Origin of the sequence: Isoptericola hypogeus, assembly GCF_039531145.1 — a bacterium.
In the GTDB taxonomy this organism is placed as follows: domain Bacteria; phylum Actinomycetota; class Actinomycetes; order Actinomycetales; family Cellulomonadaceae; genus Isoptericola; species Isoptericola hypogeus.
Genome location: NZ_BAAAPM010000008.1, coordinates 84,186 through 108,881 on the forward strand (window position 1 = coordinate 84,186; position 24,696 = coordinate 108,881).

Genomic DNA, 24,696 nt, shown 5'->3' on the forward strand with positions numbered 1-24,696 from the left:
CCGGCCCGACGACCCAGAACAGCGAAGGAGAACCATGACCGAGGCGTACATCGTCGCCACCGCGCGGTCGCCGATCGGCCGCGCGTACAAGGGGTCCCTGGCCGGCGTGCGCGCCGACGACCTCGCCGCCCGGATGGTGCTGGCCGCCGTCGAGAAGGTGCCCGGGCTCGACCCGGCCCGCATCGACGACCTGATGCTGGGCTGCGGCCTGCCCGGCGGCCGGCAGGGCATGAACATGGCCCGCGTCGTGGCCGTGCTGGCGGGCTGGGACACCGTGCCCGGCACCACGGTGACGCGCTACTGCTCGTCCAGCCTGCAGACCACCCGGATGGCGTTCCACGCGATCAAGGCGGGGGAGGGCGACGTGTTCGTTTCCGCCGGCGCGGAGTCCGTCAGCGGCATGGCCGTCGGCTCCAGCGACGACATCCCCGGCGTCGACCTTCTCAACCCGCGGTTCGCCGCCGCCGTCGAGCGGACCGCCGAGCGCGCCGGGGGCGGCGCCCCCGCCTGGCACGACCCGAGGGCCGACGGGCTGCTGCCCGACCCGTACGTCGCGATGGGGCAGACGGCGGAGAACGTCGCCGCGCTGCACGGGATCTCGCGCGCCGAGCAGGACGAGTTCGCCGCCCGCAGCCAGCAGCGTGCGGCCAAGGCGATCGCGGACGGTTTCTGGGAGCGGGACATCACGCCCGTGCGGCTCGACGACGGCACCCTCGTCACGGCCGACGACGGGCCGCGGCCGGGCACCACCGTCGAGAGGCTCGCGACCCTCGAGCCCGTGTTCCGGCCCGACGGCACCGTGACCGCCGGCAACGCGTGTCCGCTCAACGACGGCGCGGCCGCCGTCGTCGTGGTCTCCGGCCGGGTCGTGGACGAGCTCGGTCTGACGCCGCTCGCCCGCGTCGTCTCCACCGGGGTGACCGGCCTGTCGCCCGAGATCATGGGCCTCGGCCCCGTCGAGGCGAGCCGCCAGGCCCTGTCCCGCGCCGGGCTGGGCATCGAGGACATGGGGCTCGTGGAGATCAACGAGGCGTTCGCCGCCCAGGTGATCCCCTCGGCCCGCGAGCTCGGCGTCGACCCCGAGCGGCTCAACGTGCACGGCGGCGCCATTGCCGTCGGTCACCCGTTCGGCATGACCGGCGCCCGCCTCACCTCGACGCTCATCAACGGCCTGGAGGCCACCGATCGCCGCTACGGCCTGGAGGCCATGTGCGTCGGCGGCGGGCAGGGGATGGCGATGGTGCTGGAGCGCGTCTGAGCGCCGGCCCCGGCCCGGTGAGCGGGAAGGCCCCGGATCAGAGCCACTCGCCGTCGCACATGAGCAGGCGGCCGGGCAGCTCGTCCACCTCGCGCCAGGCCTGGATGCGGCGCGGGCGCAGCACGAGGTAGACGTCGTCGGCGCCGCCGGGCCGCGGGTCCCAGTCCGCCTGCGCGGCGTACCCCTCGGCGATCTCCGGCGGTGCCTCCGCGACCCGGACGGAGCGCTCGAGGTCGGCGTCGATCATGACGACGTCGCGCGTGCCGCCGAGCGAGAGCCGTCCGGTGCCGGTGGCGAGCAGGTTGCGGCCCGTGCGCGACGTCGCTTCCAGCGCGAGCACGACCCGGTCGTCGATCCACGCCATCGACAGCGGCACCAGGTAGGGCACGGCGGTGCCGTCGTCGGCCACGGAGGCGGTGGCCACCCACACGTCACGCACAGGGGTGCTCAGCATCGCCAGCGTGTCGGCGCGGCGCTGGTCGCGGGTGCGAGGGGACGTCGTGGCCTGCGGGTTCGTCATGGGCGCCATCCTGCCCGACCGCGCTCCGGTCGGGCAGGACGGCCCGCGCTCGGTCCGGAAGCTCACGCCTCGGGGACGTAGAGCGCCAGGGTCTGCGCGACGAGCGCCGGCTTGTCGACGCCCTCGATCTCGATCGTCACGGTCGAGGACAGGCGCACCCCCTGGGCGACGGTCTCCGCGCCGGTGAGCTCCGTCGTCGCGCGCACGCGGGAGCCGGCTGTCACGGGGTTCAGGAAGCGCACCCGGTCCAGGCCGTAGTTCATCGCCATCGCGACGCCCCCCACCTCGACCAGCGACGACGCCAGCCGGGGGAGCAGCGACAGCGTGAGGAACCCGTGCGCGATCGTCGTGCCGAACGGGCCCGACGCCGCCCGCTCGGCGTCGAGGTGGATCCACTGGTGGTCCTCGGTGGCGTCGGCGAACGCGTCGATGCGGGCCTGCTCGATCGTGAACCACTCGCCGGTGGCCCGCTGCCCGACGGCGTCGGCGAGCGCGGCGACCGAGGGGACGTGGATGGGCGCGCTCGGTGTGCTGGTCACGGTGCTCATGCCTTCGGTGCTCATGCCTTCGGTGCTCATGCCTTCGGCCCGCCCGCCACGTAGAGCACCTGGCCGGAGACGAACGACGCCTCCTCGGAGCAGAAGAACGCGACGGCGGCGGCGATGTCCTCCGGCCGTCCGACCCGGCCCACCGGCACGTCCTTCGCGGCCGCGGCGAGGTAGTCCTCCAGGGGCATGCTGATGCGCTCGGCGGTGGCGGCGATCATGTCGGTGGCGATGACGCCCGGCGCGACGGCGTTGGCCGTGACGCCGAACTTGCCCAGCTCGATCGCGAGGGTCTTGGTGAACCCCTGCATCCCGGCCTTCGCGGCGGCGTAGTTCGCCTGGCCGCGGTTGCCGAGCGCCGACGTGCTGGACAGGTTGACGATGCGGCCCCACGTCGCGGCGACCATGTGCGCCTGCACGGCCCGGCTCATGAGGAACGCGCCGCGCAGGTGCACGCGCAGCACGGCGTCCCAGTCGTCCTCGGACATCTTGAACAGCAGGTTGTCGCGCAGGATCCCGGCGTTGTTGACCAGGATCGTGGGCGCGCCCAGCTCCTCGGTCACGCGGGCGACGGCGGCCTCGACGGCCTCGGCGTCGGAGACGTCCGCGCCGAGCCCGACGGCGCGGCCGCCGTCCGAGACGATGGCCGCGGCGGTCTCGGCGGCCTGGTCCTCGAGCAGGTCGAGGACGGCGACGGCGTGCCCGTCGGCGGCCAGGCGGCGGGCGGTCGCGGCGCCGATGCCGCGTGCTCCTCCGGTGACGATCGCGGTGCGCGGCTGTGGCTGGTCGGTCATGCGGGTTCCTCTCCTCGGTGCGGGTCCGGGTGCGGGGTCCCGGTGCGGGGTCGGCGTGGGATGCGCGGGCGCTGTTGGGCGGGGGGACGAGGGTGCGACGGTGCGCGGCGGGACGCCGACGATCTGCACGGGCACGACCTCCTCGTCGTCGTTGCTGGCGCCCCTCAGTCTGGACCGTGGCGGCGCCGATCTCGACAGGCATCGACATACCGACTGCGCGGTATGCGAGATGCAGCGTACACGAGACACCGTTCTTGGGGGCGCGACCTGCGCGGTTGACAGGCCGTCCTGCCCCGGCGTCTACTGGACCTGTTCGAACGAATGTTCGAATGACAGGCGACTGCTGCGCCGCGCGTCCCTGCGTGTGGTGCCGGTCAGGGTGCGGGTCGTGGCGTGCTGCGCGGCCCGGGGAGGAGGTTGCGTGACGGTCGTCGCTCCTTCACGTACCGCGCTCCCCGCACCGGCGCTCCCCGCACCGGCGCTCCCCGCGCCGGCCGACCCGGCCGCTGACCGTTCCCTCGACCGTGTCGCAGCCGCCCGGGCGGCGCTCCGGGCGGCGGAGCAGCGCACCGGCCGGCCGGCCCGGACGACGGAGACGGGCGGCGGCCGGGTGCTCCCGGTGCACCCGGCGCTGGCCGCGCTCCTGCCCGGGGGAGGGCTGGCCGCCGGTGCGCTGCTCGCCGTGCACGGGTCGACGACGCTCCTGCTCGCCCTGCTGGCCTCCGCGTCGCGGTCGGGGGCATGGGTCGCGTTCGTCGGCGCGCCGGCGGTCGGGATGCTGGCGGCCGCGGACGCGGGGATCGCGCTCGGGCGGACCGTGCTCGTGCCCGACCCCGGCCCGGACGCGCCCGCCGTCCTCGCCGCCCTGCTCGACGGCATGGACGTCGTGGTCGTCGGGCCGGGGGCCGCGCTGACGGACGGCGACCGGCGCCGGCTGGCCGCGCGCACGCGGGAGCGGGGCGCCGTGCTGGTGGCGCAGGCGGCGTGGCCGGGGGCGCACGTCACCCTCGACGCGCGGGGCGGCACCTGGTCCGGCGTCGATCACGGGGCGGGGTGGCTGCGCCGGCGGACCCTGAGCGTGCTGCGCACCGGGCGCGGGGCCGCGGCCCGGCCGGTCGAGATCGAGGTCGACGTCCCGCTGCGGGTCGAGGCCGTCGTGGGCGGCGTCCCCGCCGCCGGGAGCGCCCTCGAGGGCGCGGACGGGCGTGCCCGCGGGGACGTCGACGACGAGCCTGTCGACGAGCGGGCGGGGCAGCCGGGCACCCGGCTGCGGATGGCATGATGCGGACCGCCGTGCTGTGGGTCCCCGACTGGCCGGTGGTGGCGGCGCTGGCCGTCGCCGGCCTGGACGCGCACGTCCCCGCCGCGGTGCTCGGCGCCCGCTCCGGCGGCGGGACGGGTGCGGGGCACAGCGTCGTCGCCGTCTCCGCCGTCGCCCGCGCGCAGGGGGTGCGGCGGGGGATGCGGCGCCGTCAGGCGCAGGAACGGTGTCCCGAGGTGGTGCTGCTGCCCGCCGACGACGCCCGCGACGCGCGGGAGTTCGAGCCGGTGGCGCTCGCCGCCGAGACCGTCGTGGCGGGGCTCGAGGTCGCGCGCCCGGGGCTGCTCCTGCTGCCGGCCGACGGGGCCGCGCGCTACCACGGGTCCGAGCTCGCGCTGGCCCGCGCCCTGGTGGGAGCCGTCGCGGAGCGGACCGGGTACGAGAGCCAGGTGGGCGTGGCCGACGGCCTGCTCGCCGCCGTGCTCGCGGCCCGCGAGGACGCGGTGGTGCCCGCGGGCGGGTCCCCGGCGTTCCTCGCCGACCGGCCCGTCGGCGAGCTGGTGCACGCCACCTGCGACCCCGGCGGGGTGGCCGCCGTGCGGGAGGCGGCGGGGCTGTGGTGGCGGCTCGGCCTGCGTACCCTCGGCGACCTGGCCCGGCTGCCCGGCCCGAGCGTGCAGGCCCGGTTCGGCGACCAGGGCGCCTGGGCGCAGCGCCTGGCCCGCGGCGAGGACCTGCGCCCGCCCGCCCGGCGCCGCGTCGAGGCGGACCTCGCCGTCGCGGAGGAGCTCGACCCGCCCGCGCTGCGTGTCGACGTCGCGACCTTCGCCGCGCGCCGCCTCGCCACCGAGCTGTACGACCTGCTCGCCGCGCGGGGCCTGGCCTGCGGGCGGCTGCGCATCACCGCACGCACCGCCGCCGGCGGGGACCTCGGCGGGGACGACCTCGGCGGGGACCTCGACGACGGCGGCGCGGTGCTGGAGCGCGTGTGGCGCACGGACGACGGCGCCGCCGGCGGGATGAGCGCGGCACGGATCACGGACCGCGTCCGGTGGCAGCTCGAGGGGTGGCTGACCGCCGCGTCCGCGCGGCGGCCAGGATCGGGCAGAGGGTCAGGACCGGGCACGGCGGCAGACCCCGTCGTCGCCCCGATCGTGTACCTCGCCCTGGCGGCGGAGGACGTCGTCCCGGCGACCACGCACCAGCCGGGCCTGTGGGGCGCCGACGCGGGCGAGGACGCGCGCGCCCGGCGCGCGCTCGGTCGGGTGCAGGGCCTGCTCGGAGGGCACGCCGTGCTCTCGGTGGAGCTGCAGGGTGGCCGCGGGCCCCGCGACCGGGTGCGGCTCGTTCCCTTCGGCACGGAGGGCGGCGCGGGCCGGGACCCCGGCCTGCCCTGGCCGGGCGCCCTGCCCAGCCCCGCGCCCGCCGGGCTGCCGGACGAGCCGGTGCCCGCCCGGGTGCTCGACGCCGCCGGGCGCGACGTCGTCGTGGACGCCCGGCTCGCGATGAGCGGCGAGCCGGCCGTCGTCCGGGATGCGGCCACGGTGGCGGGGGTGACGGGCTGGGCCGGCCCGTGGCCGCTCGCCGAGCGGTGGTGGTCCGCGGGCGGGGGAGCCCGCCGCGTCTATCTGCAGGCGGTGCTCGACGACGGCCGGGCGCTGCTGCTGGCGCAGTCCGGCGGCGCGTGGCAGGTCGAGGCGTTCTATGACTGAGGTGCTCCATGACTAGCGGGTACGCCGAGCTGCACGCCCACTCGGCGTTCAGTTTCCTCGACGGCGCGTCGCACCCGGAGGAGCTGGCGGCCGAGGGCGCCCGGCTGGGGCTCGACGCGCTGGCGCTGACCGACCACGACGGGCTGTACGGGGTGGTGCGCTTCGCGGAGTCGGCCCGGAAGGTGGGGCTGCCCACCGTCTTCGGCGCCGAGCTGCACCTGCCCGCCCCGGTGGAGCCCGGCGCCGCCCCGGGCGCGGCCGGGAGCCGGCCGGTGCTCGACCCGCCCACCGGCGTCCCCGACCCGCGGGCCACCCACCTGCTGGTGCTGGCCCGCGGCGACCAGGGCTACCGGAACCTGTCCCGCGCGATCGCGACCGCCCACCTGGACGCCGGGGTCAAGGGCAAGGCCCGGTACGACCTCGAGCGGCTCGGCGCCGAGGCGGGCGGCGAGTGGCTGGTGCTCTCCGGGTGCCGCAAGGGCGCCGTCCGGCGCGCGCTCACCGCCCCCGGGCCGGGCGGGGGCGTCGCGGCGGCCCGGCGCGAGCTCGACCTGCTGGTCGGCACGTTCGGCCGCGACAACGTGGCCGTCGAGGTCACCGCGACCGGCGACCCGCGGGACGCCGAGCTGCACGACGCGCTCGCCGCCCTGGCCCACGACGCCGGCCTGCCGCTCGTCGCCACGACGAACGCGCACTACGCCCGCCCGCGCGACGCCGACCTGGCGGGCGCGCTCGCCGCGGTCCGCGCGCGGTCCTCGCTGGACGGCCTGGACGGCTGGCTGCCCGGCGCCCCGACCGCGCACCTGCGCTCGGCCGCCGAGATGTGGGCGCTGCACGCGCGGCACCCGCAGGCCGTCGCCGCGGCGGCGGCGCTCGCGGCGGAGTGCGCCTTCGACCTGCGCCTGGTGGCGCCGAACCTGCCGCCCTATCCCGTGCCCGACGGGCACGACGAGGCCACCTGGCTGCGCGAGCTGGTGCGCCGCGGGGCCACCGACCGCTACGGCCCCCGGCCGGAGACGGGCCACGGGGACGGGGACGACGCCGGCGCGGGCACGTCGGAGCGCGCCCGCGCGTGGGCGCAGGTCGACCACGAGCTGACGGTCATCCAGGACCTGGGGTTCCCCGGGTACTTCCTCGTCGTCTACGACCTCGTGGAGTTCTGCCGCCAGGAGGGCATCCTGTGCCAGGGGCGGGGGAGCGCCGCCAACTCGGCGGTCTGCTACGCGCTGGGCATCACCGCCGTCGACGCGGTGAAGCACCGGCTGCTGTTCGAGCGCTTCCTCGCACCCGAGCGCGACGGCCCGCCGGACATCGACATCGACATCGAGTCCGGGCGCCGCGAGGAGGTCATCCAGCACGTCTACGCGACGTTCGGCCGCACGCACGCGGCGCAGGTCGCGAACGTCATCTCCTACCGGCCGCGCTCGGCCGTGCGCGACGCAGCCCGGGCGCTCGGGTACGACGTCGGGCAGCAGGACGCGTGGAGCAAGTCCATCGAGCGCTGGGGGTCGCTGCGCGGGCCGGACCCGTCCAGCCCGGCGGCCGACGCCGCGGTGCGGGCCGCGCGGGCTGCGGCGGGCTCGCCCGGCGGGGGCGCGGCGGGCACGCCGCCGAACCGGACCGCCGCCAAGGACGCGCGCGTGGCCGCCCTGTGGGGTCCGGCGGAGTCGCTCCCCGGGCCGGGCCACCAGCGGCGCGCCGACCGCCCGCACCAGGGGCACCTGCCGGGGCGCGGTCGACGGGACTGGTCGCCGACGCTGGGACACCAGCGGGACGACCGGCGCGTCGTCGACCCGCTGGCGACGGACGAGGGCGAGGTCCGCCGCGCCGACGACGCCCACGACGTCGTGCCCGCGCAGCGGCCGCCGTCGGCCGAGGAGGAGGGGCAGATCCCCGGCCCGGTGCTCGACCTGGCCGACCGCATGCTGCGCCTGCCCCGGCACCTGGGCATCCACTCCGGCGGGATGGTCATGTGCGACCGGCCGGTGATCGAGGTCTGCCCCGTGGAGTGGGCCCGCATGGAGGGGCGCACGGTGCTGCAGTGGGACAAGGAGGACTGCGCCGACGCGGGGCTGGTGAAGTTCGACCTGCTCGGCCTCGGCATGCTCACCGCCATCCGGTACGCGTTCGACTCGATCGAGGCGCAGACGGGGGAGCGGCTCACGCTGCACGGCCTGCCCGACGACGACCCGGAGGTCTACGACCTGCTGTGCGCCGCCGACACCGTCGGGGTGTTCCAGGTGGAGTCGCGCGCCCAGATGGCGACGCTGCCGCGCCTGCGACCACGACGGTTCTACGACATCGTCATCGAGGTCGCGCTCATCCGGCCGGGGCCCATCCAGGGCGGGTCCGTGCACCCGTACATCGAGCGGGCGCGCGGCCGGGAGCCCGTGACCTTCCTGCACCCGCTGCTGGAGAGCTCCCTCGGCAAGACCAAGGGCGTGCCGCTGTTCCAGGAGCAGCTCATGCAGATGGCGATCGACGTCGCGGGCTTCACCCCCAAGGAGTCCGACCAGCTGCGCCGGGCGATGGGCTCCAAGCGGTCGGTCGAGCGGATGGAGGAGCTGCGCGGCCGGCTCCTGGAGGGGATGCGGAAGAAGGGGGTCGACGACGCGGGCGTGCGCGAGGAGATCTACGACAAGCTCAAGGCGTTCGCCGACTTCGGCTTCCCCGAGTCGCACGCCTACTCGTTCGCCTACCTCGTGTACGCGAGCTCGTGGCTCAAGGTGCACCACCCGGCGGCGTTCTACGCGGGCCTGCTGGCCGCCCAGCCCATGGGGTTCTACTCGCCGCAGTCGCTGGCCGCGGACGCGCGGCGGCACGGGGTGCAGGTGCTGCGCCCGGACGTCAACGCCTCCCGGGCGCTCGCGGGCGTCGAGCGCACCCCGCCGGTCGAACCCGTCGACGCTCCGCCGGTCGAGCCCGTCGAGACCTCGCCGGGTGAGCCTGTCGAGACCTCGCCGGTCGAGCCTGTCGAAACCCAGGTCTCGACAAGCTCGACCGGCGGGGCGTTCGGGCCGGAGCCCGACCGGGCGCTCGCGGTGCGGCTGGGGCTCGGCGGGGTGCGGAGCATCGGGGACGACCTGGCCGAGCAGCTGGTCGCCGAGCGCGAGACCAACGGCCCGTTCCGGGACCTGCGCGACCTGGCGCGCCGCGTCGCGCTCTCCACCGCCCAGCTCGAGGCGCTTGCGACGGCGGGCGCGACGGAGGGCCTCGGCACGGGGCGCCGCGAGGCGCTGTGGGCCGCGGGCGCGCTCGGTCAGGAGGGCCCGGGCACGCTGCCGGGCGTGAGCGTCGGAGTGGAGGCGCCGACGCTGCCAGGCATGACGTCGCTCGAGGTCGACGTCGCCGACGCCTGGGCGACCGGGATCACGCCGGGCTCGACCTCCCCGCTCGAGCACGTGCGCGACGGGCTGGTACGTGCGGGAGTGCTCACGGTGGCGCAGGTCGCCTCCGCCGAGCCCGGTCGGCGGGTCGCGGTGGGCGGGGTGGTCACCCATCGGCAGCGGCCCGGCACCGCCGGCGGCGTGACGTTCCTGTCCTTGGAGGACGAGACCGGGCTGCTCAACGTCATCTGCACGGCGGGCCTGTGGCGGCGGTTCGCCGTGGTGGCCCGCGCCGCCCCGGCGATGGTGGTGCGGGGCCGGGTGGAGCGTGCCGACGGCGCGGTCAACCTCCTCGCGGAGCACCTCGCGTCGCTGCGGCTGCCGGTGGCGACCCGGTCGCGGGACTTCCGGTGACGGGCCGCGCGCCCACGATCAGGGACGGTTCACCCGGGCTCGAGCTGGTGCCGCATCGCCCAGCGCTGCAGCCGCCCGCTCGTCGCCGAGGTCGGGGAGGTCCGCACGAAGCCGGCCTCCTCGAACAGCCCGACCGTGCCCACGAACGCGGCGCTGACCGGAACCCGCCGGCCGGGCTCGGGCTCCACCGGGTAGCCCTCGATCGCCCGCGCGCCGTGGGCCCGGGCGTAGCCCACACCGCCGCGCAGAAGCGCACGGGCCACGCCCCGGCGCCGGTAGCCCGCCCGGACGGTGAAGCACATCACCACCCAGGTCGTGGCCCACGACTCCGGGTCGCCGACCGGCAGGACCCTCGACCGCTGCAACGTGCGGCTCGCGGACCGCGGGGCCAGGCCGAGCCAGCCGACGACCTCGTCGGCCCCGGCGGCACCGTGCGCGGCGCCGTCCTCCGGGCCGAGGTAGGCCAGGAGGCCCGGCACCGGGTCGCCCGACGCGAGCTCGCGCAGGTGCTCCTCGCGCGCCACGCCCCGAGGCGGCAGGCGCCAGTGCAGGCACCAGCACGCCTCCTCGCGACCGCGCGGGTTGAGCAGCGTCGCGACGTCCTCGAACCGGTCGGCGGTGGCGGGAACGATCCGCATGCCGTCGACCGTACGGCGGGGGACCGACACGCCTGTTCACCTGCCCGTCGCCACGCCGCCGCGCGAGGGTCACCTCGCGCCGCGAGCATCGGAGCATGCGCACACGTCACGCCGCCGTCGCCGCGATGCTCGCCGCCGTCCTCGTGGGTGCGGGCACCGCGCCCGCCGTCGCCGGCGGCGGTGGAGGCCACGGGTCCGGGCACGATCAGGCGCACCGGCACCCCGGACCGCGCACCTTCGACCTCCAGGCGCACCGGGGCGGGGTCGCGCTCACGGTCGAGAACACGCTGCCGGCGTTCGCGAACGCCCTCGAGCTGGGCGTCTCCACGCTCGAGCTCGACGTGCAGATCACCGCCGACGGCCACGCCGTCGTGACGCACGACCGGGACCCGAACTCGGCCAAGTGCGTCGACACCGCCCCGGCGTTCCCCGGCGACCCGGACTTCCCCTACGTCCCGGGGACCGCGTACATCAAGGACCTCACGCTCGCCCAGGTCCGGACCATCGACTGCGGTTCGCTGCGGCAGCCGCAGTTCCCCGGACAGGAGCTGCACCCCGGCGAGCCCATGCCGCTGCTGTCCGAGGTCTTCGAGCTGGTGAACGAGTACCGGGCGCGGAAGGTCAGGCTGAACGTCGAGACCAAGGTCGAGGCCGGCGCTCCCGAGCAGACGGCACCTCGCGAGCAGTTCGTGCAGGTCGTCGCCGGGGAGGTCCGGGACGCGCGGCTGTGCGACCAGGTGACGATCCAGAGCTTCGACTGGGGCGCGCTGATGCGGATGCGCGAGGTCGAGCCGCGCCTGCCGATCGTCGCGCTGACCAACGGCCAGCAGTTTCTCCAGGCAGGCCAGGAGGGCGCCTCGCCGTGGCTCGGCGGTCTCGACATCGACGACTTCTCCGGCTCCCTCCAGGACCGGTTCGTCGCCGCGGCCGCCTCGTTCGGCGCCGACGCGGTCTCGCCCGTGCACGGCGACCCGCAGGGCGCCGGCGTCGGCGACCCCGGCTACGTCCCCTTCACCACGCCCGCGCTCGTGGACGCCGCGCACGACGCGGGCATGCGGGTCGTCCCGTGGACCATCGACGACCGGGCCACCATCGAGTCCCTCATGGACGCCGGCGTGGACGGCCTCATCACCGACCGCCCGGACCTGCTGCGCCAGGTCATGGCCGAGCGCGGGCTGCGGCTCCCGAAGCCGTACCGCGAGCCCCGGCACCAGCACGAGCACTGACGACGGGCTGATGGACGACCGGCGACTGGAGGGCCGGCGACTGGAGGGCCGGCGACTGGAGGGCCGGCGGCTGGACGACGGTCGACGGCGGGACCGCTCGGCGACCCGGCGGCCCTACGACCCGTCCGGGTCGCGGTCGGCGGTCGCCCAGGTCGCGCCGGCCGGGTCGACCAGTCGGACGGACACGACGTCGTGCACCCGGGCGTCGTCGAGCGCGCCGCCGACGGAGCAGGCGTCCGCCGCCACCGTGCAGGTCCCGAGCGGGATGTCGCGGGCAGGGCGGTCCCCGCCCGCCTCGCCCGTGTCGCCGTCCTCGCCGGGCCGGACGGTGACGACGACGTCGTAACCCGCCACGTCGCCGGCGTCGCGGACCAGCACGAACACCCACGAGGGTTCCCCGTCGTAGAGGAAGACCGTGCCGACCGAGCCGCCGCCCGAGGCGGGGTCCGCCTGCTCGTCCTCGCGCCCGGTCGTGAGGTCCGCCGCGGCGAAGTAGCGGCCGTCCGCGACGTCGAGCGTCTCCCGGTACGACGCGGCGAGCTGCCGGTCGGGGGCCGTGGCCCACCAGATGCCGGCGCCCCCGGCCGCCAGCAGCGCGACGCCCGCCGCCGCTGCGACGAGCGTGCGGCGGGCCCGGTGCCGGCGCACGGACGCCGGCCGGGCCGCCCGAGACGACGTCGGCGGCGCCAGGGACCCGCCGCGCGCCGCGCCGAGCCGGGCGAGCACCCGCCCCTCGAAGTCCGCGGACGGGTCGCGCTCGGGGGCGAGGAGCAGCAGCTCGTCGGCGGTCTCGGCGAGCGAGGCGAGCTCGGCACGGCAGCGTTCGCAGGAGGCGAGGTGCGCCATCACCGTGGCGCGGGCGGCGCCGTCGGCGACGCCCGTCGCCACGTCGGTGAGGGCGTCGCGCACCTCGTCGCAGCTGGTCGTGGGGGTCACGGCGCGTCCACCTCCCGCCGTCTCGTGAGCTCGTCCCGCAGGTGCTGCAGCCCGAGCCGGATGCGGGTCTTGGCCGTGCCCAGGGGGACGCCGGTCCGCCGCGCGACCTCGGCGCCCGTCAGGCCGAACACCGCCGACAGCACGACCGCCGTCGCCTGCTCGGGGGGCACGCGCGCGAGCGCGCCGTCGAGGGTGGCGCCGTCGGCCACCCGGTCGGCGAGGCGGTCCGGGTCGACGATCGTCTCGGCCATGACCACCGGGTCGACGGGGACGTCCCGGCGCACCCGCAGCACGTCGATGGCCGCGTTGCGGGCGATCGCGAGGAGCCACGTCGTCGCGCGGCCGCGCCGGGCGTCGAACGCGTCGGCGTGCCGCCAGGCCCGGACGAAGGCCTCCTGGGCGACCTCCTCCGCGACGGCCGGGACACCGACCAGCAGGAGGGCGAGCCCGTAGACCCGCGCCTGGTGCCGGCGCACGAAGACGGCCGCCGCGTCCGGGTCGTCCGCGGCCATCCCGGCGAGGAGCGCCTCGTCCGACACCGCCATGTCCTTGTCTACGGGGCAGGGACCCCGCATGGATCTCGCCCCTGTGGATCTCGTTCTGGGGCTCCCCCCGGTGGGGGCTCGGCGACGGGCCCTCGAACGAGAAGCACCCGACCTCGTCGTCGACGCCGGCCGCGAGAGATCCGTCCGGCGGTCCGGGCTCGTAGGGACTCCTGAGGCGGTAGGTGCACCGGCACGCGACCGTCCGACGAGGAGGAACCATGTCCAGACTACGAGGAACCGGGCTCGTCGCAGCCGGTGCGCTGGTCGCCGCGCTCGCGGCCGGCTGCGGGGGCGACGACGGCGGCCAGGCGGGCGGCGGCGCCGCCACGGGCGAGGGCGGCATGACGCTCGAGATCACCGCCCCGGAGGACGGCGCGTCCGTCGAGGCGCCGTTCACGGTCGAGCTGGCGTCCAGCGAGGAGCTCGGCCCGACCGAGACGGGCGCCCACCACGTCCACGTCTTCTTCGACGACGACGACCAGGAGTACCTGGTGGTCGAGGGCGACAGCGTGGAGATCGCCGATCTCGCGGACGGCGAGCACGTGGTCAACGCGTCGCTGCGCAACGCCGACCACTCGCCCGCCGGGGTCGAGACGGAGATCTCCGTGACAGTCGGGCCGGGCGGCACGGACGGGACGGAGGACGACGGTGGGGTCGGCGGGTACTGAGCCAGCGGACGGCGGCGCCGAGCCGGTGCGCGTCGGCCCGGGCCGGGTCGAGCCTGGCCGGGTCGACACGGTCGTACGCAACCCGCGTCCGGCTCGCTGGTTCCACGCGGGCGTCTACGTGACGGTCCTCGTGCTGGGTGCTACCGGCTGGTGGCTGCTGCTCGGGCGCGAGGGCAGCCCCAGCGTCCTCGCGCGAGCGACCGGCGTCTCGGACGCGGACCTGCACACGGTGACGGGCTGGGTCCTCGCGGCGCTGACGCTGGGCGGCGCCGTCGTCGGCCTGACGGTCGGGACCCGGGGCTGGCGCGCCTTCTGGCGCGAGTCCGTGCGGTTCCGGCGCGGCGACGGAGCATGGTTCCGGCGGTGGCCGGCCGCGGTGCTCACGGGTCGCTTCGGCAGGCACGACGGCCGGTTCGACCCGGGTCAGCGGGTGGCGAACCTCGTGCTCGTCGCGACCCTGCTCGCGCTCGTCGCGTCGGGCATCGGGCTGGCCCTGGTGAGCGGCGGGCCCACGTTCGTCTGGTTCTCCCGCGTGCACCGCTGGTCCACGTACGCGCTGACGCCCGTCGTCGTGGGGCACGTCATCATCGCCGCCGGGGTGCTGCCCGGCTACCGCGGCGTGTGGCGGGCGATGCACCTGGGCGGCCGGGTCCGGGTGGCCGACGCGCAGCGCGTCTGGCCGGGCTGGACCGAGCGGGAGACGGGCCGGCGTCGCGACCGATGACGCCGGCCGGCGTGATGCCGGCCGGCGTGGCACGACTGGCCGTGGCACGACTGGCCGTGGCACGACTGGCGTGGCGACCGGCGGTGCTCGCGCCGAGCATGCGCCGTCATCCGGCGTCGCGCACCCCCCGAGGCCGAGGCCGAGCCGGCTCCGGCCCGGCCGCATCGGAGCCGGTGGCCGCCCGCTCGGAGCCGGCCGCCGCCCGCTCGGCGGCGCGGGCGGACCGGCGGCCGCGCGCGAGCTCGGTGGCCAGCGCGTCGAGCGGCTGGGCGAAGACGTCCGCGAAGCGGTCCAGCCACGCGCGGGCGGCGTCGACGCCGTCCTGGTCGACGGCGTAGATCCGCCTCGTCCCGTCCGGGCGGACGCGGACGAGGCCCGCCTCCCGCAGCACGCGCAGGTGCTGCGACACCGCGGGCTGCGAGAGGACGGCCTGCGCCTGCAGCGCGGCCACGACGGCACCGGCCGGCTGCTCGCCGCCCGCCTGGAGCAGCTCGAGCACGCGGCGGCGGGCCGGGTCGCCCAGCGCCTCGAAGACGCGGGCGGGCGCGCCGTCCACGGGTGCGTCCACTCAGGCCTCGGGGGGCGTGGCGTAGAAGGCGAGGGCGCGCTCGGCGGCCGCGCGGGCGGCGGCGGGGTCGTCGCCGTCGGCGATCGCGGCGTCTGCCCACCCCGTGCTCGCGCGCCGGGCGAACTCGACGCCCTCGGGGCCGACGGACCACTCCTCCGAGGCCTGGGGGTCGAACGTCGCCCCGCTGGCCAGGTGCAACCCCAGCCCCATGAGCGTGAGGTCCCAGCCGACGCCGGTGGCGCCGGGGCCGAACTGGGCCCACAGCTCCTCCGGGACGGAGGCCTCGTGCACGAGCTCGAGCTCGGTGCCGTCGGGGCCTTCGGCGAGCGAGACGGCCAGCCAGGACGTGCTGCCCCCGAACTCCCAGGTGACGGCGAAGCCCGTCGGGGGCTCGCAGCGCTCGACGACGCCGCCGGCGTTGCCCTCGAGCTGGTACCGGCCGCCGACCGTCAGGTCGCCGCTGACCGGCAGGAACCAGCGGGGGAGCCGCTCGGGGGACGTGAGGGCGTCCCAGACGTCGGCCCGGTCGGCCGAGTACGAACGACGGGCGACGGCGATCTTCGTGGGCACCCCGTCGCGCTCCGCGCTCCGGATCTCGCGTGTCACGAGGCCGGCGGTGGCGACGGGGTCGATGGTGATCGACATGGGGACCTCCCTATGATCTATAAGCGGATACTTATATTAGAGCACCGGAACGCCCGCGAGGGAAGGGGCGTCCTGCCTCATGAGGGGAGGGGCGCGAGCGCGCAGACCTCGAACGTGCCCCGCCCGCGGCGCAGCAGGTAGCGGCAGCGCTCGCTCGCCGCCTCGGACGCGTACTCGTCGCGGTACGACCAGCGGGTCTCGACCCACAGCAGCGCCCAGCCGACCTCGTCGATGGCGGTGACCTCGGGCACGGCGGCGACGGCGTCCTGCGCGCGGGTGGCGACCGGACGGCCGCGGTCGAGGTCGCGCACCTGCTCCGGGTCCTGCAGCAGGGTCGTCCGCTCCTGCTCGACGAGCAGTGCCGGCAGGTCGAAGCGGTCGGAGATGCCCTCGAGGTCGCCCGCGTCGAGCACGGTCCGGAAGTCGGCGAACCAGGCGAGCAGCGCGTCGCCGTCGTACCCCGCGTCGCCGTCGGGCCTCTCGTCGGGCTGACCGGTCATGCGCCCACGGTAGGCGCGCCGGGGCCCGCCGGCACGGCGGCCCGTGAGTCACGACCGCCGCGCCGCGCCGTCACCAGGCCTGCGCGTAGACGTCCGCGAAGAGCTCGTCCGGGTCGGTCTCGAGCCCGCGGGCGGCGAACCAGGCGCAGACGTTGCGGCAGTCGCGGTGCAGCAGGTCGGCGCCGAACGGGTTCGCCACGAGGTCCACGACCTGGGGCAGGTCGATGATCACCAGGCGCTCGCCGTCGGCCAGGATGTTGTACGGCGACAGGTCGCCGTGCGCCCAGCCGAGGCGCGCGATGACGCCCATGCCGCGCCGGAGCTGGTCGAACCAGTCGGCGAGCAGCGCGGGCTCGGGGCGGGTACGGGCGAGCCGCGGCGCCGCCTCGGCCCCGCCGCCGGGGACCTCGCGGCCGACGAACTCCATGAGCAGCTCCGTGCCGTCGATCTGCACGGGGTAGGGGACGGGGGCGCCCGCGTCCCAGAGCGTCGTGAGGGCGCCGAACTCGGCGTCCGCCCACTGGGTGGCCGCGACCGCTCGGCCCCAGGTCGACTTGCGGTCCTCGATCGCCCGCTGGTCGCGGGTGCGGCGCACGCGCCGCCCGTCGGTGTACTGGCCGTCGCGGTGGAACTGGCGGTGGTCGCGGCCGCGGTAGCGCTTGGCGGCGAGCAGGCTCCGCCGGTCGGGGTCGCCCGGTACGGCCCGCTCGACGAGGAAGACGTCCGCCTCCTTGCCGGTCTTGAGCACGCCCAGCTCGGTGTCGAGGGCGGCGTCGGCGGTCACCACCCAGCCGGGGCGGGGGTGGGGGCCGCGCTGGCCCTTCGCCACGGAGGTCCAGGTGGACCAGCGCTGGTCCGGTCCGGGCTCGACGACGGGCTCGGCGGGGACGAGGGTGAGCTCGAGGGCCGGGTGACCGGCAGGTCGGTCGGTGCGGGGAGCGGTGAGGTCGGAGGCAGGGCGAGGGTGGTGCTGTGGCACGGGAGATCTCCTCGAGAGGCGAGGAGCCCGTAGGGCCCCTCAGGTTCGGGTGGTGGTCGCCCGCCGGATCACCGGGGGGGCGCACGTGACGACGTCGTCCATCGGTCTGCCCTCCTTCCGTGCGCACGCGCCGACCGCGTGCCGCCGACGAAACAGTGCCGCATGCCGGCGCGCGGGTCCAGGTCTTTTCGTAGGGTGCCCGGATGGGGTTCGTGCCGGTCGCCGACGGCGTGCTCGTGACCACCAGCCGTCGAGAGAGCACCACGACGGTGCTCGCCCTCGGGCGGCGGGGCGGCTCGGGCGGGGTGGCGGCGCTGCTGGTCGACCCCGCCTGGGCGGCGGACGAGCTCGTCGCGATCGCCGACGAGGCGGCCGCCCGCGGCGTGCGGGTCGCCGCCGGGTTCGCGACCCACGCCCACCACGACCACCTGCTGTGGCACCCGCGGCTCGGGACCCACGTCCCGCGGTGGGCGACGGCCACGACGGCGGCCACCGCGGGGCGGGAGCGTTCGCGGCTCCTGGCCGAGGTGCGCGCCGACGGGCGCCGGTTCGGCGGCCCCGAGTGTCCGCCGCAGGTCCTCGACCTCGTCGGGCGCGTGACGGCGATGCGGTCGTCGCGGCTTCCCGACCCGGACGACCTCCTGCCCGCGGCCGAGGTCGTGGAGCACGACGGGCACGCGCCGGGCCACGGGGCGCTCTGGCTGCCAGTGGCCCGGGTGCTGGTCGCTGGCGACATGCTGAGCGACGTCGAGCTGCCGCTCCCGTGCGACGAGATCACCGGGACCGCCGACGTCGGTGCGTATCTCGCCGGGCTCGACCGGCTCGCGCCGTTCGTCGGGCGGGCAGACGTGCTGGTGCCCGGCCACGGGACGCCGACGGACCGGCCGACGGCACGGCTCGACGCCGACCGCCGCTACCTCGACGCAGTCCTCGCCGGGCGCGCCGTCGACGACCCCCGCCTGGCCCGGCCAGGGATGGCGGCCGAGCACGCGCGGCTCGAGCGCGCGCTTGCCGGCGGTCGCGCCGACCGGTGAGCGACGCCCGCCGGGCAGGTCAGGGGGCGACGAGCCCGACGGCGGACTCCCAGGCGGCGGCGGTGTCGAAGCCCATCTGGTCGAGCACCGCCCAGACGACGCCCAGCACGGCGTACGCGCTGACCGGCGTCATGACGAGCCACTCGCGCCACGACCCGGCGTCCCCGAGCAAGGGCATCGACAGGTTGCCCCGCGGGCTCCACATGTCGTCGAACGGGAGCCAGCGGTGGCGCCTCACCCACCGTGGCGACCGGAACCTGATCGGCCACAACAGGGGCACCCCGCGGGTGGTGAGGAGGTCGCCGAGCACGTGCACGGCACACCCCAGGCCCACGCAGAACGGCATCCAGTACCACTCCTCGGGGGCGAACACGGCGACGAAGGCCGCGAGGGAGAGCGACAGGCTCCAGGTCCACCAGCGTCGCTGCCCGGTGAGCCGCAGCGCCCGCAGGGCGAACGCGACGAGCAGCACCGCCATGATCCCGGGCCCCACGAGCACGTCGCCGAACCGCTCGGTGTGGAACGACAGCTTGCCCACCAGCCACGCGATGGCCGTGAACGCGGCGATGCCGACGATCGAGTGCGTCGCGTTGCGGTGCCCGCCCGAGATCGTGGCGACCAGCTTGGTGACGCCCTCGGAGACGGGCGGCAGCGAGTGGGCGATGGTGCCGTTGTGGTGGTCGGCGTCCGGCAGCAGGGCGGCACCGGCGCAGACGAGCGCCCCGGTCATCACGCCGACGTCGGAGACCGGGTACCAGCCGAACGCGATCGGTGCCGTGGAGGTCACCGCGACCCAGGCGGCCGCTCCCGACGCGGCGTGGTGCCCACCCATCATGACGCGTGCTTCTCCCGTGCTCGACGACCCGTCCGATTCGCCCGAGCCGTGGAGTTTCACACCGCCGCCGCGCTCGTCGGCATGGTCCGTTTGGTCCGGGTCGGGGAGGACGCTACACGCTCGGGGTGACACCCGTCGTCCGCCCGTCGCCAGCCGGGCCCTCGGGCCGCTGGCCGGTCGTCTACCGGGCCAGGTCGACGACCACCTTGACGTCGCCGTCGTGCGGCTCGAACGCCTCGGGGGCGCGCTCGAGCGGCACCCGTCGGGAGACGAGCCGCCCGAGCCACGCCAGGTCGGCGCGCGCGAGCGCGTCGGCGGCCGCGCGGTAGTGGCCGAGGTTGGCGTTGACCGACCCGATGATCACGTCGTTCTCGAGGACGATCTCCCGGTTGACCGCCCCGACGTCGAACGCCAGGTGCCGCCCGGCCGACGTCACGCCGGTGAGCACCGTCACGCCGTAGGCCTTGGTCGCCGACAGGACGTCGAGCACGACCTGGCTCGCGCCCGTGGCCTCGATGACGACGCCGGGCTGGACGGCGTCGGAGACCGTCCGGACGTCCTCGGAGTGGTACGTCGCCCCGAGGTCCCGCACGAGGTCGGGCTTGGGCCCGCCGGTGGCGCGGTCGAGGACGTGCACGTCGAGGCCGCGCTGCACCCCCAGCAGCGCGGCGAGCAGCCCGATCGGCCCGGCGCCGGTCACGAGGACGGTGCGCGGCTCGAACCATGCCCGGCCGCCGACCTTGTCGACCTGGTCCCACGCCTTCGCCACGACGGACGTGGGTTCGAGCAGCACGCCCGCCTCGGACAGCACGGGGTCGAGGCGCACCGCCCGGTCGGCCTCGATCGTCCAGCGCTCGCTCGCGAACCCGTCGACCTCCTTGATGCCGTGCTCCGTGTAGCGGCCGTTGCGGCACATGTCGAACTCGCCGTGCGCGCACGCCCCGCACGGCACGGGGTCGGGCCGACGCACGACGCCGACCACCAGGTCGCCGGTGTCGAAGCCCGAGCCGGGCGGCGCCTCGCGGACCCGTCCGAGCGACTCGTGGCCGAGCACCAGCCGGTCGCGGCCCGGAGGCGGGGTGCCGTACTCGCCGGCCGCGATCTCGCGGTCCGTGCCGCAGATGCCGACGGCGAGCCCGTCGACGAGCAGCTCGTCCTCGGCGGGCTCCGGGTCCGGCACGTCGGTCACGCCCAGCGTCCCCGGGCGGGAGGGGTCGATCGTCAGCGCTCTCATGGTTCCTCCTCGCCGCGGGCGAAGGCGTCCGTCACGGCCCCTCCGCTCAGGACGCGTGCCGTGTTGACCAGGCCCACGTGGCTGAAGGCCTGCGGGGTGTTGCCGAGCTGGCGGCCGGCGGCGACGTCGTACTCCTCGCTGAGCAGCCCGAGGTCGTTGCGCAGCTCGAGGAGGCGCTCGAACAGGTCCACCGCCTCGTCGTGCCGGCCGATGCCGTGAAGGGCGTGGGCCAGCCAGAAGCTGCACACCAGGAACGTCCCCTCGCGCCCCGGCAGGCCGTCGACGCGGTCGTCCGCGTGCGTGTGGTACCGCAGCAGCAGGCCGTTCTCCGAGAGCTCGCGCTGCACCGCGTCGACCGTGCCGACCACCCGCGGGTCGTCCCACGGCAGGAACCCGACGCGCGGGACGAGCAGCAGGGACGCGTCCAGGCCGTCGGAGCCGTAGAACTGCGTGAACGTGTTGCGCTCGGCGTCGTAGCCATGGGTGAGCACGTCGGTGCGGATCTCGTCGCGCAGGGCGCGCCACCGGTCGAGCGGTCCGTCGAGCCCGAGCCGTTCGACGGCCCGCACGCTGCGGTCCACCCCCGCCCACGCCATGACCCGCGAGTGCACGAAGGCCCGCCGCGGACCGCGGACCTCCCACAACCCGTTGTCCAGGTCCTGCCAGTGCCCCTCGAGGAAGTCCAGCAGCGCGACCTGGAGGCGCCAGGCGTCGTCCTCGACGGCGAGCCCGGCGGTGCGGGCCACGTCGAGGCAGACGAGCACCTCGCCCCACACGTCGAGCTGCAGCTGGTCCGCGGCGCCGTTGCCGACGCGCACGGGGGCCGAGCGCTCGTAGCCGGGCAGCCAGTCGAGGGTGCTCTCGGGGATCCGGCGGCGGCCGTCGAGGCCGTACATGATCTGCAGGTCCGCCGGGTCGCCCGCGACGGCGCGCAGCAGCCACTCGCGCCACGCCCGCGCCTCGTCGACGTGCCCGGTGCCCAGCAGGGCGACCAGGGTGAACGCGGCGTCGCGCAGCCAGCAGAAGCGGTAGTCCCAGTTGCGGGCGCCCCCGATCTCCTCGGGCAGGGACGTCGTCGCCGCGGCGGCGATGCCCCCCGTGGGTGCGAACGTCAGCGCCTTGAGCGTCACCAACGAGCGACGCACGGCGTCCCTCCACGACCCGCCGTAGCGCGTGCCGGCGGCCCATGCGGCCCAGTACTCCTCGGTGGCGGCGAGCGCGTGCTCGGCGTCGGCGGGCTCGGGCGTCTGCCGGTACGACGGGTGGTGGGTCAGCACGAACGGCACGCGGTCCCCGGCGGCGACCTCGAACCGGGCGCGCAGCGCGCCGGCCGGGTGGCCCTCGCCCCCGCCCCCCGTCCCGCCGTCGACGGTCACGTCCACGGGCGTGGCCAGGGTCACGGCGTCGGGGCCGGCGACGGCGCTCACCCACTGCTCGGCCCGGGTCACCCAGGGGGCGACCGTGCCGTAGTCGAAGCGCAGCCGGAGGTCGCAGACCATCGGCACGCGCCCGGAGACGCCCTCGACGATGCGCACCAGGTCCGGCGCCTCACCCCGCGGCGGCATGAGGTCGATCACACGCACGTGCCCGTCGGGCGTCTCCCAGTCGGTCTCCAGGACGAGGCTGTCGCCGCGGTAGCGCCGGGACGTGCAGGTCCCGCCGGCGGCCGGCGCGACCTGCCACGAGCCGTGGTCCGGATCGCCGAGCAGGGCTGCGAAGCATGCGGGGGAGTCGAAGTAGGGCAGGCACAACCAGTCGATCGAGCCGTCCCGGCCGACGAGGGCTGCGGTCTGGAGGTCACCGATCAGCCCGTAGTCCTCGATGCGCGCAGCCACGTCCGTCACGCTAGGGCGGCCGCCCCGGGCACGCGACCGCGGGCGGGCGACCGCCGCGGGGCAGCCGCCGGGGGCGGGCCGGAGGTCGCCTTCTCCGAGCGCTCGGACCGGGGGAGCGGTTTGCGGGAGCCCGCCCTGGCCGTGCTATGTTTTTCCCCGCACCGGAACGGCGCCAGGCGCCGGGAAGGTCCACTCGTCCGGGTGGCGGAATGGCAGACGCGCTAGCTTGAGGTGCTAGTGCCCTTTATCGGGCGTGGGGGTTCAAGTCCCCCTCCGGACACTCGTTGAGACAGCGACGACGAAGGCCCCCCGGTCCACAACGGGGGGCCTTCGTCGTTCCCGGGGAGCGTCGTTCCTGTCGCGCGCTCCATGCCCTCCGCCCTCTTCCGTGATTGCTGGACGGCCCCTTCGCCGCTCCCCGGCGCGGTGCGCCGGGTCCGGATCCCGCTCCTGCGGCACACTGGGCCTCACGGCAGCAGAGAGGGGCCCGCGTGTCTTCGATGTCCACCGAGAACGTGCCCGCCTGGTTGCGGACGTCGGCGGGATGGTCGTGGCGACTGATCGCGCTCACCGCCGCCGTGGCGCTCGTGTTCTGGGCGACGGCGCAGGTCCAGCTCGTCTTCGTCGCCGTGTTCCTGGGGCTGGTGTTCGCCTCGGTGCTCAGCCCTGTCGCCGACTTCTACGGCAAGGTGATGCCGAGGCCCCTCGCGACCGCGCTGGCGATCCTCAGCGCCTTCTTGGTGATCGGCGGGATGATCACCTACGTCGTGGCCTCGGTCGCCGGGCAGTGGCAGCAGCTCGCCGGGCAGTTCGACACCGGTCTGCAGCAGATCGTCGACTACCTGGAGAGCGGCCCCTTCGGGCTGACCGTGACCCTCGACCAGATCAACCAGTGGATCGACCAGGGCCGGCAGTGGGTCACCGAGAACTCCGACTCGCTGGTCAGCCAGGCTGCCCAGGGTGCCGGCTCCGTGGCCGAGGGCTTCGCGATCTTCGCCCTGGCGCTGTTCTGCACCGTCTTCTTCGTGGCCTCGGGCGCGAAGATGTGGCGCTGGTTCCTCGACCAGCTCCCCGCCCAGCACCGCATGCGGTGGGACGACGCGGCCGGCGCCGGCTGGTACAGCTTCTCCGGCTACGCCCGCGGCACGGTGATCATCGCGTTCGCCGACGGCGCCCTCTCGTTCATCCTGCTGAGCATCCTCGGGGTGCCGCTCGCGGCGCCCCTGGCCGTGCTGGTGTTCATCGGGGCGTTCATCCCGCTGATCGGCGCGCCGCTCGCGATGATCATCGCGGCCGTGGTCGCCCTCGCCGCGGAGGGCATCGTCACGGCACTCATCGTGACCATCGGCATCGCCCTCATCGGCCAGCTGGAGGGCCACGTGCTGCAGCCCTTGATCATGGGCAAGCAGGTCGCCCTGCACCCGGTCGTCATCGGCATCGGCGTCACCGCCGGGACCGTGCTGGCGGGCATCCTCGGCGCGATCATCGCCGTCCCGCTCATGGCGGTGGCGTGGACGGTCTTCTCCACGCTGCGCGGCGACCGGCCGCAGCCCGGCCTCGTCGACCCGCACGGCGCGGCGCCCGACGTCGAGGACGGCCCCGGCGACTCGTCCGGTGACGACGGCGAGGGCAAGGACGCGGCCGGACAAACAGCGTGAGCGGGACCGCGGTCGCGTGCCAGGATGCGCGCATGGAGCCGTTCGTCCTCGCCACCGACCGCGTCCGCCTGTCCGTCCCCACGGCGTCCGACGTCGACCGCATCGCCGAGGTCTGCGCAGACCCCACGATCGCCCGGTGGACGACCGTGCCCTCCCCGTACACGCGGACCGACGCCGAGGGGTTCGTCGAGCGTTTCGTGACGGACGGCTGGCGGGCCGAGACGGCGTTCACCTGGGCCGTGCGCGAGCCGGGTGACGTTGACGGCCCGGTGCTGGCGATGGTCGGCATGACGCGCGAGGGCGCGGCCGGGACGGAGCTGTCCGGCGAGCTCGGCTTCTGGTGCGCCGCCGACGCCCGCGGCCGCGGCCTGATCACGGAGGCGGCACGGATCGTCGTGGACTGGGCCCTCGACCCGGAGGGCCTCGAGCTCGCCGTGGTCCGGTGGCGCGCGAACGTGGGCAACTGGGCGTCGCGCCGCGTGGCCTGGAAGCTCGGGTTCCGGCACGAGGGAACGCTGCGCCGGTTCGGCCAGCAGCGCGGCGTGCTGCAGGACTCCTGGGTGGCCTCCCTCGTGCCCGAGGACCCGCGCGAGCCGAACGAGCCGTGGCCTGCCGACGGCCCCGCGGCTCAGCGGAGCGCGGCCAGCCCGGGGTGACCCGGGGCGGTCCGGAGCAGGGCGTCGGCGAGCCAGCGGGTGAACTCGTCGTCGGTCATCGGCTCGTGCGGCACGCGGTCACCATAGGTCCGGGCACCCGGTGGCGGGGAACCCGGTTGCGTGCGGGCCGGGCCGCGTGCGACCCTCGACGGCGTCCCTGCGGGCTGGCCGCGTGTGAGAGGGGG

General features: G+C 75.9%; 23 protein-coding genes and 1 tRNA gene. 11 read left to right on the forward strand and 13 right to left on the reverse strand.

Translation table 11 applies throughout. From position 1 onward, the window contains the following. Positions 1–34 precede the first annotated feature (34 nt). Positions 35–1,258 carry an acetyl-CoA C-acetyltransferase gene (locus tag ABD254_RS16110; RefSeq protein WP_344249585.1) on the forward strand — a complete coding sequence of 408 codons (1,224 nt, stop codon included), beginning with the start codon at positions 35–37 and terminating at the stop codon, positions 1,256–1,258. Between the two features lie 37 nt (positions 1,259–1,295). Here ABD254_RS16110 and ABD254_RS16115 read toward each other — a convergent pair whose 3' ends face one another. From ABD254_RS16115 to fabG, 3 genes are all read right to left on the reverse strand, one after another. Beyond that, positions 1,296–1,778 carry a pyridoxamine 5'-phosphate oxidase family protein gene (locus ABD254_RS16115; protein ID WP_344249586.1) on the reverse strand — a complete coding sequence of 161 codons (483 nt, stop codon included), beginning with the start codon at positions 1,776–1,778 and terminating at the stop codon, positions 1,296–1,298. Between the two features lie 62 nt (positions 1,779–1,840). Then, on the reverse strand, positions 1,841–2,326 hold the full coding sequence (locus ABD254_RS16120) for a MaoC family dehydratase (protein ID WP_344249587.1): 486 nt from the start codon (positions 2,324–2,326) through the stop codon (positions 1,841–1,843). 26 nt (positions 2,327–2,352) lie between these two features. Beyond that, positions 2,353–3,117, reverse strand: coding sequence for a 3-oxoacyl-ACP reductase FabG (fabG, locus tag ABD254_RS16125; protein WP_344249588.1), 765 nt, complete (start codon positions 3,115–3,117; stop codon positions 2,353–2,355). A gap of 421 nt (positions 3,118–3,538) precedes the next feature. Between fabG and ABD254_RS16130 the strand changes: the two genes are divergently transcribed. Genes ABD254_RS16130 through ABD254_RS16140 form a run of 3 tightly spaced genes read left to right on the forward strand, consistent with a single transcriptional unit; the run spans position 3,539 to position 9,830 of the window. Next, positions 3,539–4,399 (forward strand): hypothetical protein, encoded by an 861-nt coding sequence (locus tag ABD254_RS16130; protein ID WP_344249589.1) that lies wholly within the window; start codon positions 3,539–3,541, stop codon positions 4,397–4,399. Beyond that, positions 4,396–6,090 (forward strand): Y-family DNA polymerase, encoded by a 1,695-nt coding sequence (locus ABD254_RS16135; protein ID WP_344249590.1) that lies wholly within the window; start codon positions 4,396–4,398, stop codon positions 6,088–6,090. The genes ABD254_RS16130 and ABD254_RS16135 overlap by 4 nt, the downstream gene beginning before the upstream one ends. 8 nt (positions 6,091–6,098) lie before the next feature. Then, positions 6,099–9,830, forward strand: a complete 3,732-nt coding sequence (locus tag ABD254_RS16140) for a PHP domain-containing protein (protein WP_344249591.1) — start codon at positions 6,099–6,101, stop codon at positions 9,828–9,830. Positions 9,831–9,859: 29 nt separating this feature from the next. On the opposite strand, the gene ABD254_RS16145 is transcribed toward ABD254_RS16140, so the two are convergent. Beyond that, positions 9,860–10,468 (reverse strand): GNAT family N-acetyltransferase, encoded by a 609-nt coding sequence (locus ABD254_RS16145; RefSeq protein ID WP_344249593.1) that lies wholly within the window; start codon positions 10,466–10,468, stop codon positions 9,860–9,862. Positions 10,469–10,563: 95 nt separating this feature from the next. Between ABD254_RS16145 and ABD254_RS16150 the strand changes: the two genes are divergently transcribed. Beyond that, entirely contained in the window at positions 10,564–11,694 is a 1,131-nt protein-coding gene (locus ABD254_RS16150) for a glycerophosphodiester phosphodiesterase family protein (RefSeq protein ID WP_344249594.1), read from the forward strand. Between the two features lie 114 nt (positions 11,695–11,808). Here the strand turns inward: ABD254_RS16150 and ABD254_RS16155 are convergent, their stop codons facing one another. Beyond that, positions 11,809–12,630 carry a zf-HC2 domain-containing protein gene (locus ABD254_RS16155; RefSeq protein WP_344249596.1) on the reverse strand — a complete coding sequence of 274 codons (822 nt, stop codon included), beginning with the start codon at positions 12,628–12,630 and terminating at the stop codon, positions 11,809–11,811. After that, positions 12,627–13,169 carry an RNA polymerase sigma factor gene (locus tag ABD254_RS16160; protein WP_344249598.1) on the reverse strand — a complete coding sequence of 181 codons (543 nt, stop codon included), beginning with the start codon at positions 13,167–13,169 and terminating at the stop codon, positions 12,627–12,629. The genes ABD254_RS16155 and ABD254_RS16160 overlap by 4 nt, the downstream gene beginning before the upstream one ends. A gap of 224 nt (positions 13,170–13,393) precedes the next feature. Here ABD254_RS16160 and ABD254_RS16165 point away from each other — a divergent pair, with 224 nt between their 5' ends. Both ABD254_RS16165 and ABD254_RS16170 read left to right on the forward strand, forming a co-directional pair. Further along, positions 13,394–13,843, forward strand: coding sequence for a hypothetical protein (locus tag ABD254_RS16165; RefSeq protein WP_344249599.1), 450 nt, complete (start codon positions 13,394–13,396; stop codon positions 13,841–13,843). Then, positions 13,824–14,567 (forward strand): cytochrome b/b6 domain-containing protein, encoded by a 744-nt coding sequence (locus ABD254_RS16170; protein ID WP_344249600.1) that lies wholly within the window; start codon positions 13,824–13,826, stop codon positions 14,565–14,567. The genes ABD254_RS16165 and ABD254_RS16170 overlap by 20 nt, the downstream gene beginning before the upstream one ends. Positions 14,568–14,673: 106 nt before the next feature. Here ABD254_RS16170 and ABD254_RS16175 read toward each other — a convergent pair whose 3' ends face one another. From ABD254_RS16175 to ABD254_RS16190, 4 genes are all read right to left on the reverse strand, one after another. After that, the gene (locus ABD254_RS16175; protein ID WP_344249601.1) at positions 14,674–15,135 is read right to left on the reverse strand and encodes an ArsR/SmtB family transcription factor; all 462 of its coding nucleotides are present in this window, start codon (positions 15,133–15,135) and stop codon (positions 14,674–14,676) included. Continuing rightward, complete coding sequence (locus ABD254_RS16180; protein ID WP_344249602.1) at positions 15,136–15,780, reverse strand: SRPBCC family protein; 645 nt, start codon at positions 15,778–15,780, stop codon at positions 15,136–15,138. A 77-nt stretch (positions 15,781–15,857) separates the two neighbouring features. Beyond that, positions 15,858–16,280, reverse strand: a complete 423-nt coding sequence (locus tag ABD254_RS16185) for a hypothetical protein (RefSeq protein ID WP_344249604.1) — start codon at positions 16,278–16,280, stop codon at positions 15,858–15,860. Positions 16,281–16,350: 70 nt separating this feature from the next. Further along, a complete protein-coding gene (locus ABD254_RS16190) occupies positions 16,351–17,259 on the reverse strand; it encodes a serine protein kinase RIO (RefSeq protein WP_344249606.1) in 909 nt (302 codons plus the stop codon). Between the two features lie 203 nt (positions 17,260–17,462). Here ABD254_RS16190 and ABD254_RS16195 point away from each other — a divergent pair, with 203 nt between their 5' ends. Beyond that, positions 17,463–18,293, forward strand: a complete 831-nt coding sequence (locus ABD254_RS16195) for an MBL fold metallo-hydrolase (RefSeq protein ID WP_344249608.1) — start codon at positions 17,463–17,465, stop codon at positions 18,291–18,293. A gap of 19 nt (positions 18,294–18,312) precedes the next feature. On the opposite strand, the gene ABD254_RS16200 is transcribed toward ABD254_RS16195, so the two are convergent. The 3 genes from ABD254_RS16200 to ABD254_RS16210 all read right to left on the reverse strand — a co-directional run bounded on the left by ABD254_RS16200 (position 18,313) and on the right by ABD254_RS16210 (position 22,197). Further along, positions 18,313–19,128: a metal-dependent hydrolase gene (locus tag ABD254_RS16200; protein WP_344249610.1), complete on the reverse strand. Its 816-nt coding sequence runs from the start codon at positions 19,126–19,128 to the stop codon at positions 18,313–18,315. Between the two features lie 181 nt (positions 19,129–19,309). Beyond that, positions 19,310–20,362 (reverse strand): glucose 1-dehydrogenase, encoded by a 1,053-nt coding sequence (locus ABD254_RS16205; RefSeq protein ID WP_344249612.1) that lies wholly within the window; start codon positions 20,360–20,362, stop codon positions 19,310–19,312. Continuing rightward, the gene (locus ABD254_RS16210) at positions 20,359–22,197 is read right to left on the reverse strand and encodes a glycoside hydrolase family 15 protein (RefSeq protein WP_344249614.1); all 1,839 of its coding nucleotides are present in this window, start codon (positions 22,195–22,197) and stop codon (positions 20,359–20,361) included. Before ABD254_RS16210 ends, ABD254_RS16205 begins: the two co-directional genes overlap by 4 nt. A 195-nt stretch (positions 22,198–22,392) precedes the next feature. Between ABD254_RS16210 and ABD254_RS16215 the strand changes: the two genes are divergently transcribed. From ABD254_RS16215 to ABD254_RS16225, 3 genes are all read left to right on the forward strand, one after another. Beyond that, positions 22,393–22,477 (forward strand) — tRNA-Leu (locus ABD254_RS16215). Between the two features lie 220 nt (positions 22,478–22,697). Next, positions 22,698–23,855, forward strand: coding sequence for an AI-2E family transporter (locus ABD254_RS16220; RefSeq protein ID WP_344249616.1), 1,158 nt, complete (start codon positions 22,698–22,700; stop codon positions 23,853–23,855). Between the two features lie 32 nt (positions 23,856–23,887). Then, positions 23,888–24,511, forward strand: coding sequence for a GNAT family N-acetyltransferase (locus ABD254_RS16225; RefSeq protein ID WP_344249618.1), 624 nt, complete (start codon positions 23,888–23,890; stop codon positions 24,509–24,511). Positions 24,512–24,696: the final 185 nt, after the last annotated feature.